The organism is Polyangium jinanense, assembly GCF_028435265.1.
GTDB classification, from domain to species: domain Bacteria; phylum Myxococcota_A; class Polyangia; order Polyangiales; family Polyangiaceae; genus Polyangium; species Polyangium jinanense.
Genome location: NZ_JAGTJK010000029.1, coordinates 68,332 through 83,070, shown reverse-complemented (window position 1 = coordinate 83,070; position 14,739 = coordinate 68,332). Strand labels below are relative to the sequence as shown.

The 14,739-nt window shown below is 68.2% G+C and carries 10 protein-coding genes; 5 read left to right on the top strand and 5 right to left on the bottom strand.

Annotated features, from left to right (window positions below):
- Positions 1–67: 67 nt before the first annotated feature.
- The 5 genes from KEG38_RS36175 to KEG38_RS36155 all read left to right on the top strand — a co-directional run bounded on the left by KEG38_RS36175 (position 68) and on the right by KEG38_RS36155 (position 8,275).
- On the top strand, positions 68–1,306 hold the full coding sequence (locus KEG38_RS36175; RefSeq protein WP_272424954.1) for a formylglycine-generating enzyme family protein: 1,239 nt from the start codon (positions 68–70) through the stop codon (positions 1,304–1,306).
- Between the two features lie 157 nt (positions 1,307–1,463).
- A complete protein-coding gene (locus KEG38_RS36170) occupies positions 1,464–2,492 on the top strand; it encodes an arginine N-succinyltransferase (protein ID WP_272424953.1) in 1,029 nt (342 codons plus the stop codon).
- A gap of 140 nt (positions 2,493–2,632) precedes the next feature.
- On the top strand, positions 2,633–4,657 hold the full coding sequence (locus tag KEG38_RS36165; protein WP_272424952.1) for a GMC family oxidoreductase: 2,025 nt from the start codon (positions 2,633–2,635) through the stop codon (positions 4,655–4,657).
- Positions 4,658–5,031: 374 nt separating this feature from the next.
- A complete protein-coding gene (locus KEG38_RS36160; RefSeq protein WP_272424951.1) occupies positions 5,032–7,278 on the top strand; it encodes an MXAN_6577-like cysteine-rich protein in 2,247 nt (748 codons plus the stop codon).
- Positions 7,279–7,366: 88 nt separating this feature from the next.
- Positions 7,367–8,275 carry a hypothetical protein gene (locus KEG38_RS36155; protein ID WP_272424950.1) on the top strand — a complete coding sequence of 303 codons (909 nt, stop codon included), beginning with the start codon at positions 7,367–7,369 and terminating at the stop codon, positions 8,273–8,275.
- On the opposite strand, the gene KEG38_RS36150 is transcribed toward KEG38_RS36155, so the two are convergent.
- From KEG38_RS36150 to KEG38_RS36130, 5 genes are all read right to left on the bottom strand, one after another.
- Positions 8,272–9,030 carry an ABC transporter ATP-binding protein gene (locus tag KEG38_RS36150; RefSeq protein WP_272424949.1) on the bottom strand — a complete coding sequence of 253 codons (759 nt, stop codon included), beginning with the start codon at positions 9,028–9,030 and terminating at the stop codon, positions 8,272–8,274. The two genes, KEG38_RS36155 and KEG38_RS36150, sit on opposite strands and share 4 nt — an antisense overlap.
- Before the next feature lie 4 nt (positions 9,031–9,034).
- Positions 9,035–10,729: an FtsX-like permease family protein gene (locus KEG38_RS36145; RefSeq protein WP_272424948.1), complete on the bottom strand. Its 1,695-nt coding sequence runs from the start codon at positions 10,727–10,729 to the stop codon at positions 9,035–9,037.
- Positions 10,726–12,390: a lysine--tRNA ligase gene (lysS, locus tag KEG38_RS36140; RefSeq protein WP_272424947.1), complete on the bottom strand. Its 1,665-nt coding sequence runs from the start codon at positions 12,388–12,390 to the stop codon at positions 10,726–10,728. Before lysS ends, KEG38_RS36145 begins: the two co-directional genes overlap by 4 nt.
- Positions 12,387–13,533, bottom strand: a protein-coding gene (gene prfB, locus KEG38_RS36135) for a peptide chain release factor 2 (protein WP_272424946.1) whose coding sequence is annotated in 2 segments (ribosomal slippage) — positions 12,387–13,463 and positions 13,465–13,533 — 1,146 coding nt in all. Because the reading frame shifts where the segments join, the coding sequence is not laid out codon by codon here. The genes lysS and prfB overlap by 4 nt, the downstream gene beginning before the upstream one ends.
- A 51-nt stretch (positions 13,534–13,584) precedes the next feature.
- A complete protein-coding gene (locus tag KEG38_RS36130; RefSeq protein ID WP_272424945.1) occupies positions 13,585–14,715 on the bottom strand; it encodes a cytochrome-c peroxidase in 1,131 nt (376 codons plus the stop codon).
- Between the last annotated feature and the right edge of the window lie 24 nt (positions 14,716–14,739).

Below are 14,739 nucleotides of genomic sequence, written 5' to 3'. Positions count from 1 at the left end.
GCCGAGCTACGCCCCCAAGCCCCCTTTTGTTTGCAGACCGTCGTCGACTGTCGGCATGCTCCGCGCCGTGGATCGTCGGGCCTTGCTCCTTGCGCTGCTCTCCGTCGTGGCCCTCGGATGCAGCGTCGAGGCATCGCCCGCGCCCGCGCCCGCCTCGACGAACGTCGCCGCAGCCGCAGCCGCAACCGCTCCCGCTTCCGCTTCCGCCGCCGCTTCCGCTTCCGCTTCCGCCGCCGCTTCCGCTTCCGCTCCCGCGCCCGAGCCTCCGCCCGAGGGCATGATCGCCCTCCCGCCGGCCATCTACCTCATGGGCTCACGCGCGCTCGAGGGGCTGCCCGAGGAGAAGCCGATGCACGAGGTCGTCCTCGCCGGCTTCTATCTCGACCGCACCGAGGTCACCGTCGCCGCCTACCGCGCCTGCGTCGCCGCCGGCGCTTGCACCCCCGCGCACACCGGCGAGACCTTCTGCCCCGGCGACGCCCCCGACAAGGCGGATCACCCCATCAGCTGCATCGACTTCCCCCAGGCCGAGGCCTACTGCGCCTTCGCCAAGAAGCGCCTGCCCACCGAACGCGAGTGGGAGTACGCCGCCCGCGCCGGTAGCGAGCACCGCAAGTTCTCCTGGGGCGACGACCCGCCCGACGAGAAACACGCCTGCTACGACCACCCCGGCACCTGCCCCGTCGCCTCGTTCCCCGCCGGCGCCTTCGGCCTGTACGACATGTCGGGCAATGTGTGGGAATGGACCTCCACCGTTTACGGCTCCTACCCGGACGAGCTCACCACCGGCACCCACCGCGTCTACCGCGGCGGAAGCTGGAGCCGCCGCTTCCCCAAGTGGCTCCGCACGGCCCTGCGCAATCGTTACGAACCCACCAAGTGGAGCGCCTCACTCGGCGTGCGTTGCGCGAAGTCGCAAACCCCCCTCACCTGCCCTCCCGAGACCGAGCCCCGCGGCGCTGCCTGCGTCCGTGTGAAGGGCGCACCCATGTGTGAGCCCGGCCTCTCGTGGAATGGGAAAGCTTGCTCGCTCGGTGGCGTCGCCCTGCCCGTCGCCGAGGTCGCCGCGACCCCAGCCGCCACGACCGCCCCCGCGGCCGTTCCCCCCGCCTCTGAGCCCGCGCCCGTCCGCCGCACCCGCACGCCTCGATTCGACGATGATTGCAAGGCGCATTACGCCGGACGCCCTGCGGCTTATCGTTACGAGGGAGGCACGTTTTACAGCCGGAACCCGGTCATCGCCGGCGACGGCTGCACAAAACGGGATATGGGCGAGAACTGGACGAGCGCATGCTGTTCGGGTTAACGCACCCACCGGGGGTGCGGTTTTCGCGGGGCCGCCGGAGCTCGTCACCGTCCCAGGTGGCCTAAGGCCGCTCGCCCATCTAGGCTGTCGCGCCTCTGGGGGACCCCGCTGAGCTCGGACAAGCCGAGCCACCGCGCCACCCGAGCCTCAGTTTCCCATGCTGCCCTACGAGATTCGCGCCGCCACCCTCGGTGATGAGGAGCAGATGCTCCGCGTCGCGCGACACCTCAACTCGGTCAACCTGCCGCACGATCGGGACGAGATTCACGAGATCGTGAGTGTCTCCCACAAGAGCTTCACCGGCGAGATCAAGGATCCACGCCTGCGGCAGTACGTCTTCGTGCTCATCGACAACGAAAAGCAGCACATCGTCGGCACGTCGATGATCATCGCGCAGCTCGGCCGGCGCGGCGCGCCCTACATCTACTTCGACGTGCTCGACGAGGAGCGGTACTCGGCCACGATCGACCGGCACTTCCACCACACGCTCCTGCGCATCGGCTACTCGTACGACGGCCCGACCGAGATCGGCGGCCTCGTGATCATGCCCGAGTACCGCCGCACCGACCGGCTCGGCACGCTCATCTCGTATGTGCGGTTCCTCTATCTCGCCGCCCACCGCGAGCTCTTCCAGCAGGAGGTCCTCGCCGAGCTCCTGCCCCCGCTCGAGCCCGACGGCACGAGCCACCTCTGGGAGGCCCTCGGCCGGCGCTTCACGGACATGACGTACGCCGAGGCCGACCGGCTCTCGAAGAAGAACAAGGAGTTCATCAAGGGCCTCTTCCCCGAAGGACCCATCCACGCGTCGCTCCTGCCCGAGGACGCGCAGAAGGTCATCGGCAAGACGGGCATGCAGACCCGCGGCGTGGAAAAACTCCTGCGCCGCATCGGCTTCCGCTACGCCCACCGCGTCGACCCCTTCGACGGCGGCCCGCACTACACGGCGCGGATGGATGAGATCACGCTCATCGCCGACACGAAGCGCACCCGCGCCGATCGCCCCTACGCCCCGAGCCCCGGCGACCGCAAAGGCATCCTCGCCGTCGAGATGCCCGAGCCCCCGTTCTTCCGGGCCGTCCTCGGCCACCTGCGCGAGGGCCCGCGCGGCGTCGCGATCGACGACGAGGCCTGGGAGACGCTCAACCTCCACCACTCGAGCCCGCTCATCGTCCTCCCGATCGAATGACGCTTGGGGGCTACGCTCGGCGAGCCGAGCTGCGCCCCCAAACCCCCCGGCCGCGGCGCGCTGCGGCACGGCCGTGTTCGCCCCCTTGTATTCTGTGCGTTCTTTCGCTACAGAATTTTTAGTACACAAGGGAGCCACGCATGGTTGCTCACCCGGACCCTTCGCTCTCCGTCCCCAGCGATCCCGCGGGCCTCTCGCGTGGCCTGCGTCGCAAGGCGCCGGCCCCCGCACGCGCCGACCGAGACCGGTGGCTCTCCGCGCGTGAGCTCGACATCCTGACGGCGGTCGCCGAGGCCGCCCTCCCCCCGGGACGTTTCCTCGAAGGGGCGGGCCGCGCGACCGCCGAGGCCACGCACCGCTACCTGTCCGACATCCCCCGCGAGGCGATCCGCGTCTTTCAGGCCTCGCTCTGGGCCGTCGAGCTCTCCACGCTGCCCACGAAACGAAGGCCGTTCTCGGAGCTCTCCGCGGAGGACCGGCTCTCGGCGCTCCGGCGCTTCGAGCAATCGCGCGTGCTGCCGATCCGCGAGATCGTCCGGGTCCTGCTCACGCCGCTCAAGGCCATGCATTTCGACCGGCCCGAGATGTTCCGCCACGTCGGCTGCCGCTACGAGCTCGAGACGGTGCGCGACGAAAAACCCCGCTGGATGGCCCGCGTGACCGACGGGCGCGAAGTCGATACGGATCTCGACCTCGAATGCGAGGTCGTCGTCGTCGGCACGGGCGCGGGCGGCGCCGCCGCGGCCTACGAGCTCGCCTCGCGCGGGCGAGCCGTGCTCCTCTTGGAGGAGGGGCATTACCACCGGCGATCGAGCTTCAACGGCAGGCCCTCGCGGGCGTTTGGCAATCTCTATCGCGACAAGGGAATGACCGTCGCCCTCGGCAACGTGAACATTCCCGTTTGGGCCGGCCGCGCCGTCGGCGGCAGCACGGTCATCAACTCGGGCACCTGCTACCGCGCCCCCGCCCGCACCTTCGCCTACTGGCGTGATCATCACGGCCTGCCCCGCGACTTCTCGCCCGAGGGCCTCGGCCCTTATTACGAGCGCGTCGAGGCCATGCTCGGCGTCGCCCCCGCGAATCCGCTTCATCTCGGCAAGATCGCCGGCATCATCGCGCGCGGCGCCGAGCACCTGGGACTGCATCACCACGCGCTCACCCGCAACGCCCCCGATTGCGACGGCCAAGGCATTTGCTGCTTCGGCTGCCCCACGGGCGCCAAGCGCTCCACCGACGTGAGTTACGTGCCCGCCGCGCTCGCTCGCGGCGCCGAGCTCGTGACGGCCGCGCGCGTCGATTTCGTCGACATCGTGGCCGGACGCGCCCGCGGCGTCACCGCGACGCTCGGCGCCGAACGGACGAACGGCCGCGCCCCGCGCCTCCGCGTCCGCGCGGATGCCGTCGTCGTCGCCGGCGGCGCGCTCATGACGCCGCTCCTCCTCCGCCGCAGCGGCGCGTGTTTGTCCTCGGGGATGCTCGGGAAAAACCTCTCGATCCACCCCGCCTCGAAGGTGATGGCGCTCTTCGACGACCGCGTCGATCAATGGAACGGGATCCCGCAAGGGTATTCGATCGACCATTTCGCCGAGGAAGGCCTGCTCTTCGAGGGTGGCTCGCTCCCGTTCGACGTCGCCGCGCTCGGCGTACCCTGGTCGGGGCCGAGGTACGTCGAGGTGATGGAAAAATACCCATACCTCGCGACGTTCGGCTTCATGATCCAGGACCATAGCCGCGGCGAGGTCCGCACGGGCCCCGGCGGCCGACCGCTGCTCTTTTATCGCATGAACGAGCGGGATACGCGGCTCCTCCAGCGCGGCGTCGAGATCCTCTGCGACGTCTTTCAGGCCGCCGGCGCGCGCCGCGTCCTGCCTTTCGTCGCGGGTCATGACGAGGTGAGCACGAAAGAGGCCCTTGCCCGGCTCCGGTCGAGCCGCATTCAGCCGAGCGACATCGAGGTGACGGCGTACCACCCCCTCGGAACGTGCCGTATCGGAACCAATCCTGCCCGCTCCTGCCTCGGCCCCGACCACGAGGCTCACGACGTCGCCGGACTCTACGTATGCGACGGCAGCGCCATCCCGTCGTCCCTCGGCGTGAACCCGCAGATGACCATCATGGCCATGGCCCTGCGCGCCGCCGAAATCCTCCATCAGCGGCTAGGCTAGCAGCGATTCCACTTTGCTAGACAGAATGCCGCTTTAACAGACATTTTCCCTGGTCATCGGACATTCCACGTCCTTCCGAGAATCGTCCGACGCTTCCACGTCCGTCCAAGCAGTGGTAAGGTCGGTCGCCCGAGGGACGGTCCCCGGGGCGATTCCAGCGGATCATTTCCTTCCGAAAACTGCGGCATGGTCGCCTGAAAAAGTACCGCGCGTGCGGCCGGAGCGCCGACGAACGCGAAAGACCGTGCGGTGGGGGACAGAAATGAACCGCTCGAATCGAGATGTGCCTGCTTTCCAGGAAGGTTCCAACAGCAATGAGTAGCAAAGCGCAGTCCCCCCGCGGGGGGTGGCGATGGGCGCTCACGGCGGCTTTCATGAGCCTCGCCGTGGCTTCGTGGACGGGGTGTAGCGACGGCGGCGGATCGAACACGACCGACGGCAATGGCGGCGCCGGCGCGACCGGCGGCAACGGCGGCAGCGGTGGCGCGGGCGGCGGCACCGGCGGCACCGGCGGCGGCGAAACGTGTCCGTCCGGACAAACCGACTGCGACGGCACCTGCACGCTCACCGACATCGATCCGAACAACTGCGGCGCGTGTGGCAAGGCGTGCGCGGCCGGCGAGACCTGCACCGCGGGGATGTGCGGCCTCGCGTGTGCCGGCGGCACGACGAACTGCGAAGGCAAATGCGTCGACACGACCATCGACCCGACGAACTGCGGCACGTGCGGCACGGCCTGCGCGGCCGGTGAGGTCTGCTCGGCCGGCCAGTGTGGCACGCAATGCGTCGGCGGCACGACGAACTGCGAGGGCAAGTGCGTCGACACGACCATCGACCCGACGAACTGCGGCATGTGCGGCACGGCCTGCGCGGCCGGCGAGGTCTGCGCGAACGGGCAATGCGGCCTCGCCTGCGTCGGCGGCACGACGAACTGCAATGGCAAGTGCGTCGACCTCACCATCGACGCGCTGAACTGCGGCATGTGCGGCACGGCGTGCCCGGCCGGCCAGGCTTGCTCGAACGGCCAGTGCGCCACGCAATGCGTCGGCGGCACGACGAACTGCAATGGCAAGTGCGTCGATACCACCATCGACCCGACGAATTGCGGCATGTGCGGCACGGCCTGCGCGGCCGGCCAGGTCTGCGCGAACGGCCAATGCGGCCTCGCCTGCGTCGGCGGCACGACGAACTGCAATGGCAAGTGTGTCGATACCACCGTCGACCCGCTGAACTGCGGCATGTGCGGCACGGCGTGTCCGAACGGCCAGGTCTGCTCGAACGGGATGTGCCAGCTCGCCTGCGTCGGCGGCACCACGGTCTGCAATGGCAAGTGCAGCGACCTGTCGCTCGACCCGCTGAATTGCGGCGCCTGCGGCACGGCGTGTCCCTTCGGCGAGGTCTGCACGGCCGGCAAGTGCCAGCTCAACTGCGTCGGTCAAACGACGAAGTGCGGCTCGCTCTGCGTCGACATCAAGACGGACACGGCGAACTGCGGCATGTGCGGCAAAGCCTGCGCCGCTGGCCAGGTCTGCTCGAACGGCGTCTGCCAGCTCAGCTGCGTCGGCGGCACGACGAAGTGCGGCAACGAGTGCGTCGATACCGAGACGGACGGCGCGAACTGCGGCATGTGCGGCAAGGTCTGCGCGGCCGGCGAGGTCTGCGCGGCCGGTCAATGCAACCTGAACTGCGTCGGCGGCACGAAGAAGTGCGCGAACACCTGCGTCGACACAAAGAACGACCCGGGCAACTGCGGCGCCTGCGGCAACGTCTGCGCCGCCGGCCAGGTCTGCACGAACGGCCAGTGCGCCGCGCAATGCGGCCCCGGCACGACGAAGTGCGGCAACGTCTGCGTCGACACGAAGCTCGACCCGAGCAACTGCGGCATGTGCGGCAATGCCTGCGCCCCCGGCCAGGTCTGCTCGAACGGGCAATGCGGCGCGACCTGCGCGGCCGGCACGACGAAGTGCGGCAGCGAATGCGTCGACACGCAGACGGACGAGGCAAACTGCGGCATGTGCGACAACGCCTGCCTGGCCAGCGTCGCCTGTTATGCCGGCGTCTGCCAGCCGCCCGGTGGCTGTGACACGCTCGGGAGTTGCGGCACCTGCAATCAATGCGCGTTCGACGGCGTCTGCTCGGACGAGCTCGCGACGTGCGCGAACGACCAGGACTGCGTCACGCTCTTCAACTGCCTGAACCCCCCGAGCGGCGTCTGCGACGCGGCCTGCCAGGACATGTGCGTGCAGCAAACGACGCAGGCCGCCATCGACCAGTACAACAACATCATCGAGTGCATCTTCTGCCAGGAGTGCGGGACGAGCTGCAACGTGGACCCGATGGCGGCTGGCTGCCCGGCGAGCTGTGACAACAACCCCAATGGCTGCAACGGCTGCTATGCCTGCGCCGCGGGGATGGGCGGCAACTGCGAGGACGACCTGCAGATCTGCCTCAACAACCCCGAATGCGTCGCGCTCGACGACTGCTTCGTGATGTGCCCGCCCGGCGATCAGCAGTGCCAGCTCAACTGCGAGCAGGCGCACGTGTTCGGCATCGCCGACTACAACGCCATCGTTCTCTGCGGCTTCTACCAGGAATGCCCGAACGACTGCCTCGGGCCGTGAAGCCCTAAGCGTTTGTCCGAATCCCGGTTTTCCCGGGATTCGGACAAACGCGGTACCCGGCCTCACGTGGGCGGAGTAAGCTCCGCCCATGCCGAAGACCCCTCCCCAAAAGCGCGGCCCGGGCCCGAAGAAGCCGTCCGGCGTCGAGCTCCCGCCCGCGCAACGATTCGCCCCCCTCGCGATCGGCCTCGGCATCGGCATGATGTTGCTGATCACGGTGACGGCGCTGCGAAGGCGGCCCCCGCCGGCGCCCGCCGCCTCGGCCGAGCCGGGCACCGAAACCCCCGCGCAACGAAGCGAACGGCTCGCCCGCGCCTGCGAGGCCGCGCGCACGATGCTCTGGACCGGCAGCTCCTGGGGCGCGATGCCGCTCGAAGGATTCACGGTGCGGCTGTGGCTCGGCCCGAAAGACGGGAAGATGGTCACGCATCCGGTGATCGAGGCCGCGGGCCAGAAGAGCAAGCTCGGCGAGGACGTGGACGCGGTGCTCGCGAAGGTGAACGACGGGTCCGTCTCCGTGGTGCGCCACGAGCCCGAGGGCGAGCTCGAAATCGCTTTCTCGGAAGGGTATGCGCGGGCCTTTTTCGAGCTCGAAGGCCGCAATCGATTCATCGGCCTCGGCGAGCGAATCGCGCGCGAGACGAACGCCGACGGCGCCGCGCTCTACGCCGGCTGCGCTCATCTCGACACGCGCGACGTCGGCGCCTGGTTCCACGGCAAGGACACGAAAAAGGCCGCCGCCGCCCTCGTCTATGTGATGGGTTTGCCCGGGGGCGTCCGCACGCCGAAACACGTGCCGGCCGCGAAAGATCTGGCCACGATTCAGGCCGCCACGGCCCCGCTCGACGAGAGCACGATCCTCGAGATCGTGCGCGACGACGGCGCGCGCACGGTCACGACCGACGGCGTCTCGATCACGTTCCCGTTCTCGAACCCGGTCCGCGCCGCGCAATCGAGCGCGAAGATCGCGGAGAAACTCTCCCTGGCAAAACCCTAGGCTTCGGCCGCCGCTGCGGGCGCCGCGGCCGCAGCGCCCGCTTTTTCGCTCTCGAACGGGGATTGACCGCGACGCACGTCGCTCTCGATCCTCCCGTCGGTCACCGTCACCATCCGCGGCATCGACTCGGCGAAGCTCGGATTGTGCGTGACGACCACGATCGTCGTGCCGTGCTTGCGATTGATCTCGAAGAAGAGGTCGTGCATCGCCTTCGAGGTGCTCGAATCGAGGTTGCCCGTCGGCTCGTCGGCGAGCAAAAGCTTCGGCGAGAGCACGAGCGCGCGCGCCAGCGCCACGCGTTGCTGCTCGCCGCCCGAGAGCTCGCCGGGCCGATGCGTCACGCGGTGCGCGAGACCCACCTCCGTGAGCAGCGCCGTCGCGGGCGCCTCCATTTCCCGGCGTGATTTGCCCTGGATCAGGCCGGGCATCATCACGTTCTCCAGCGCATTGAACTCGGGCAGGAGGTGGTGGAACTGGAACACGAAGCCAATCGTGCGGTTCCGGATCGCCGCAAGCCGCGCGCTCGGCAGGCCCACGAGGTGCTCGCCTGCGAGCTTGATCTTCCCGGCCGTCGGCAAATCGAGCGTGCCGATGCAATGGAGGAGCGTGCTCTTGCCCGCGCCCGAGGGGCCGACGATCGCCACGACCTCGCCTTGATCGATGACGAGATCGATCCCGCGGAGCACGTCGAGCCGACGCCCCATGTGGACGAACGATTTTTGCAGATTCTCGATGACGATGAGCGGCTCGCTCATGGGCTCACTCGTAACGGAGCCCGTCGACGGGCGATAGCCTCGACGCCGCGCGGGCCGGATAAAGGGTGGCGATCGTGCAGATGATGAGCGCGGCGACCGCGACCATCGCGTAGTCGCTCCCGTTCACGTTCACCGGCAATCGGTCGATGTAATACACCTCGGGATCCAATCGGACCCCGAAGCGCGCGAGGCCCGAGCAGGCGGCGAACGCGGTGCCCACGCCGAACACGGTGCCGATGCCGCCGATGATGACGCCTTCGAGCATGAAGATGCGCATGATCGCGCCGTCCGAAGCGCCGAGCGCCTTCAGGATCGCGATCTCCTTGCCCTTCTCGGTCACCATGAGGAGCAGCGTGCAGACGATGCAGAAGCTCGCGACCGCGATTGCGATCGAGAGGATGATGAACGTCGCGATCTTCTCCAGCTTGAGGGCGCTGAAGAGGTTCTTGTTCATCTCCACCCAGTCGCGCACGCGGAGCGGCTCCTTGCCCTCCCCCATGTCGAACTTCGCGGCCGCAGCCTGTACGAGCGGCGTCACCTCCGCGACCCGCTCGGGATCCGGCACGCGCACGTCGATCTGGCTGATGTTGTCGCCCATGCTGAAGAAGCTCTGGGCCACGTCGAGCTTGATGTACGCGTGCGTCGCGTCGTACTCGTACATCCCGCTGTAGAAGATCGCCGCGACGCGGAACCTGCGCGTCCGCGGCATCACGCCCATCGGGCCGAGCTCGCCCATCGGCGAGAGCAACGTGATCTCGTCGCCCACGAGCACGTGCAGGCTCTTCGCGAGCTCCTTGCCGATGATCACGCCCGGCAGGATCTTCACGTCCTTGCGCAGCGCCGCCTTCACGGCCGGATCGAGGTCCGCCGAGGCGCGCAGGTCCGGCCCCTTGAAGTACGGCTCGCCCCCGGGGCCCCGGCCGATGATCGTATCGGCCGGCAGATCCGCGAGCTTCTCCGGGTCGTCGAGCCAGTCGAAGTTGCCGACCTCGATGTTCTGCTTGAGGTCGATCACCTGCGCGATCGTGTTCGTGTCGATGCCACGCACGAGCGCGCCCGCGGTGTTCGACGCCGACGAGCCCATCGCGTCGCCCGCCACGACCGGCGTCGCCGCCCCGCCCTTCGGCGCGACCGCGAGCCTTATGCCGTCGAGCTTGTCCTCCCAGTCGCCGTAACCGCCGGGCCGCGTCACGTCGACGACGATGTGCGCGTTGTTGCCCAGGATCTTGCGCTTCAGGTCGGCGCCGAAGCCGCCCATGATGCTCGTCACGGAGCAGAGCGCGCACGAGCTCACGGCGACGCCGGCCATGCTGAGCACGCTGATCACCGTGAGAAATCCGCTCTTCGTGGCGCGCACGTGCCGTGCGCCCACGTACGAGCTGAAGCCCCGGCGCTCGAGCAGGTCGAGGATCACCGGCAAGAGCGCGGCGAGCACCGCGAGAAGGAAGACGACGCCCGTGCCGAGCGCGGAGAACCCGACGATCTCGTCCCGCAGCTTGAACGGCGCGAATCGCTCGCGCGGGGTCTTCGCCGCGAAGTGCGAAAGCACGACGAAGGCGAACCCGAACAGCGATCCGAAGATCCAGCCGATGCCCCGCGGCGAACCTGCGTGCAGGCGCCGGACGCCGAGCACGGCAAGCCACACGGCCGCGAGGACGGAGAGGATTTGCAGGACGAGGAAGGGCGCCTTGTCGATCAACTGCCGCTCGCCTCGGGCCGGAGGAGGGGGAAAAGGATGACGTCGCGGATCGACGCGGCGCCCGTGAGCAGCATCGTGAGCCTATCGACGCCCATGCCGAAGCCCGCGGTCGGCGGCATGCCGTACTCGAGCGCGCGCACGTAATCGGCGTCGTAGTCCATCGTCTCCTCGGCGCCTTTGGCCTTCTTCTCGACCTGCGCCCGGAAGCGTGCGTCCTGATCCTCGGGATCGTTCAGCTCGCTGAAGGCGTTGCAGAGCTCGCGGCCGTCGACGAAGAGCTCGAACCTGTCGACGAGCGCTTCATTCCCGTCCTTCTTCCGCGCCAGCGGCGAAACCTCGAACGGGTAGTCGATGATGAACACGGGCAGGCTCTTCGAGCCGTCGTCCGTGCGGTAATCCGCGGTGAGGAAGGGCTCGGCGAGGTACTCGTAGGCGCAGAAGACGCGCTCACCCTCGCTGTCGCACTTCTTCATGCCCGAGCGGAAGTTCGCCCAGTCGATCTCGCGCTTCTTCTCCTTGGCCGCCTTCGCCCAGGCCTTGATCGGCGCGTCGTCGTCGGCGACACGCGTGGCGACCTCGGGGGGCAAACCGGAGCGGGCGAGGGCGTTCTCGATGGCCTTCGCCATCGGGACCCGAACGAACCGCTCGAAGGACCAGGTGCGCGCCTTCGCCCAAGACGCGTGCTCCTCGGGAACGGCCGCGGCGAGCGCCTCGTCGACGGCGCGCAGCATGGCCTCGGTCTGGTCCATGAGCGTCTCGTACGTGGCGTAGGCCTGGTAGTACTCGAGCATCGTGAACTCGGGGTTGTGCCGCGTGGAGAGCCCCTCGTTCCGATAACAGCGCGCGATCTCGTAGACGCGCTCGAAGCCGCCCACGACGAGACGCTTCAGGTAGAGCTCCGGCGCGATGCGCATGAAGAGCTCCATGTCGAGCGTGTTGTGGTGCGTCTTGAAGGGCCGGGCCGCGGCGCCGCCGATGATCGTGTGCATCGTGGGCGTCTCGACCTCGAGGAACCCTTTGCCGTCGAAGAAACGGCGCAGCGCCGAGATGATGAACGTACGCGCCCGGAAGACCGTGGCGACCTCGCGGTTCGCCACGAGGTCGACGTAGCGCATGCGGTAACGCGCCTCGACGTCCTTGAAGCTCGTCTTCGTGGGCAGCGGTCGATAGGCCTTCGTGAGCAGGCGGAAGCTCGTCGCCTTGACGCTGAGCTCGCCCTTCTGCGTGGCCATCGCCGTGCCGCTCGCCTCGATGATGTCGCCGAGGTCGATCTCCTCGTGCAGGCGCGCGTAGGCCTCGCCGAGCACGGCCTCGTCGCAGTAGAGCTGCAGCTCGCCCGTGCGATCGCGGAGGCGCACGAACGAGACGCCGCCCATCTGCCGCAGGAAGAGCACCCGGCCCGAGATACGCAGGGGCTCGGGCGCGACCTTCTCGGCGTCGTACCGGCCTGCGGCGTTTTTCGCGCCGTCGAACCGCGCGCGGGCAGCCGCGAGATCCACGAGCGGCTCGCCCGACGTGACGTCGTTGGCGAACGGGTTTTCCCCGCGCCCGCGGATCTTCGTGGCCTTCTCTTTGCGAACGGCGATGAGGGTCTCCTCGGCGTGCTGCGTTGCCGCAGCCGCCGAAGAGGACCCCTTCTTTTCCTGCTTGTCCTCGCTCACGCGTCGTCCTCTGCGACCACCTGGCCGCCCTTCTTCAGCGTGCCGCCCGCCGCGGCCATGAGGTACGCCTCGATGAACGAGTCGAGATCCCCGTCGAGCACCGCGTCCACGTTGCCCGACTCCGTCGCGGTCCGCACGTCCTTCACGAGGCGGTAGGGGGCGAGCACGTAGTTGCGGATCTGGCTGCCGAAGTTGATCGCGGTCTTCGAGGCCTGGTACGCGGCGTTCTCGGCGTCGCGCCGCGCGAGCTCGCGCTCGTAGAGCTTCGCCTTCAGCATCTTGAGCGCCATCGCCCGGTTCTGATGCTGGCTGCGCTCGGCGCGGCAGACGATGTTGATCGTCGGATCGGGAAGGTATCGGAGCCGGACCGCCGTCTCGACCTTGTTCACGTTCTGCCCGCCCTTGCCGCCGGCGCGCATCGTCGTGATCTCGATGTCCTTCTCGTTGACCTCGATCTGGATGTCGTCGCCGACATCAGGCGTGATCTCGACCGCGGCGAACGCGGTTTGTCGCGTGTGATCCGCGTTGAACGGGCTCATGCGCACGAGCCGATGCACGCCGGTCTCCGAGCGCAGATAGCCGTAGGCGCCCGGCCCCGAGACGGTGAACGAGACGGCGTCGATGCCGGCCTCGTCGCCGTCCTGGTAGTCGATGATCTCCGTCTTGTAGCCGCGCCTCTCGCAGAAGCGCAGGTACATGCGGAGCAGCATCGAGGCCCAGTCCTTGGCGTCCGTGCCGCCGGCGCCCGGGTGGATGCTGACGATCGCGTTCGACTGATCGGCCGGCCCGCTCAGCATCCGTTCGAGCTCGACCTTGCGCAGGCGCGCATCGAGCTCGACGACTTGCTTCTCGCAGTCGGCGATCGCGGCGTCGTCGTTCTCGGCGGCCGCGAGCTCCAGGTACTCGGCGGTGTCGTCGATCGCGCGGCCGAGCGTCTGCGCGACCTCAAGCTTCTGCTCGACGTCCGCGCGCTTGCGCAACGTGGCCTGCGCCTTCGTTTGATCGTTCCAGAAACCAGGCTCGAGCGACTTTTGCGTCAGCTCGGCGAGCATGCGGGACAGCTTGGGGACGTCAAAGATGCCCCCTTAGCGCCGCATAGCGCCTTTTAAGGTCTTCGATTTTCTCGCGGGTCTCGGACAGCATGGGCGGCGGTTTATTCGATTTCCGCCGCCCACGCTAGGGGGGACGAACCGATCACGTGGGATCGGGGCCGGGCGTCTTCTCGCCGTTCGCGGGCAGCTCGGGCTTCTTGATGTACTCCTGCGGGATCTCGCCCGTCAGCGATTTCAGGAAGGCCACGATGTCCGCGACGTCCGCCTCGGGCAGCTCCTTGCCGAGCTGGTGGTAGGCCATCGCCTGCACCGCCGCCTCCAGCCGATCGAAGGCGCCGTCGTGGAACCACGGGCCCGTCTCCGCCACGTTGCGCAGCGTCGGGACCCGGAAGACCATCTTGTCTTCTTCCTTCTTCGTGACCTCGTAGCGGCCGAGATCCTTCTGGTTCGGGTACGCCTTGATCAGGCCGAGCTTCTGGAAGGTCGAGCCGCCGAGCGCGCTGCCGCTGTGGCACGAGGTGCAGCCGTTCTGCACGAACTTCGTCAGGCCCGCGCGCTCCTGATCCGTCAGCGCGCCCTTGTCGCCGGCCATGTACTTGTCGAAGCGCGACGGCGTCACGAGCTGCCGCTCGAACGCGCCGATCGCCTTCGCCAGGTTGTCGTACGAGATCGGCTCCTTGTCGTCGGGGAAGGCCTTCTTGAAGGCGTCTTCGTAGCCCGGGATCGACTCGAGCACCGCGACGACGCTCGCCTCGTCCTTCATCGCCATCTCGACCGGGTTCAGGATCGGGCCCTTGGCCTGATCTTCGAGCGTGCCCGCGCGGCCGTCCCAGAACTGCGCGACGAACCCGCCGGCGTTGTACACGGTGGGCGCGTTGCGGCCGCCGAGCTGGCCTTTGTGGCCCTTCGAGACCTTCGTGCCGTCGACGCCGAACTTGTCGAGCAGGTGGCACGAGTTGCACGAGAGGTCCTGGTTCTTCGAGAGCCGCGTGTCGAAGTAGAGCTGGCGGCCGAGAGCGACCTTGTCGGGCGTGATCGGGTTCGTGTCGGTCTCGCCGCTCTTCGCCTCGTACTTGGCGGGCAGCGTGCCGAAGTTGTTCTTCATGTCCGCGAGGTCGAGCTCCGCGAGCTTCGCGGCCTCTGCGGAGGCGTTCGCCCCCTTCTTCTTCTGCTGGAACGGGAGCGGCGTGGCCTCACGCTCGCCGCAGCCGGCAGCGCCTGCGAACGCCGCGGCAGAGATCAAGAGCAGTGGCAGGAACTGGCGGAAGCGCATCGGTGACGTGTCTCCTCGCAACAC

Excerpts from the sequence above, each read along its gene's own strand:
- KEG38_RS36170 (WP_272424953.1), top strand. The coding sequence starts at position 1,464 with ATGCTGCCCTACGAGATTCGCGCCGCCACCCTCGGTGATGAGGAGCAG.
- KEG38_RS36165 (WP_272424952.1), top strand. The coding sequence starts at position 2,633 with ATGGTTGCTCACCCGGACCCTTCGCTCTCCGTCCCCAGCGATCCCGCG.
- KEG38_RS36160 (WP_272424951.1), top strand. The coding sequence starts at position 5,032 with ATGAGCCTCGCCGTGGCTTCGTGGACGGGGTGTAGCGACGGCGGCGGA.
- KEG38_RS36155 (WP_272424950.1), top strand. The coding sequence starts at position 7,367 with ATGCCGAAGACCCCTCCCCAAAAGCGCGGCCCGGGCCCGAAGAAGCCG.
- KEG38_RS36150 (WP_272424949.1), bottom strand. The coding sequence starts at position 9,030 with ATGAGCGAGCCGCTCATCGTCATCGAGAATCTGCAAAAATCGTTCGTC.
- KEG38_RS36130 (WP_272424945.1), bottom strand. The coding sequence starts at position 14,715 with ATGCGCTTCCGCCAGTTCCTGCCACTGCTCTTGATCTCTGCCGCGGCG.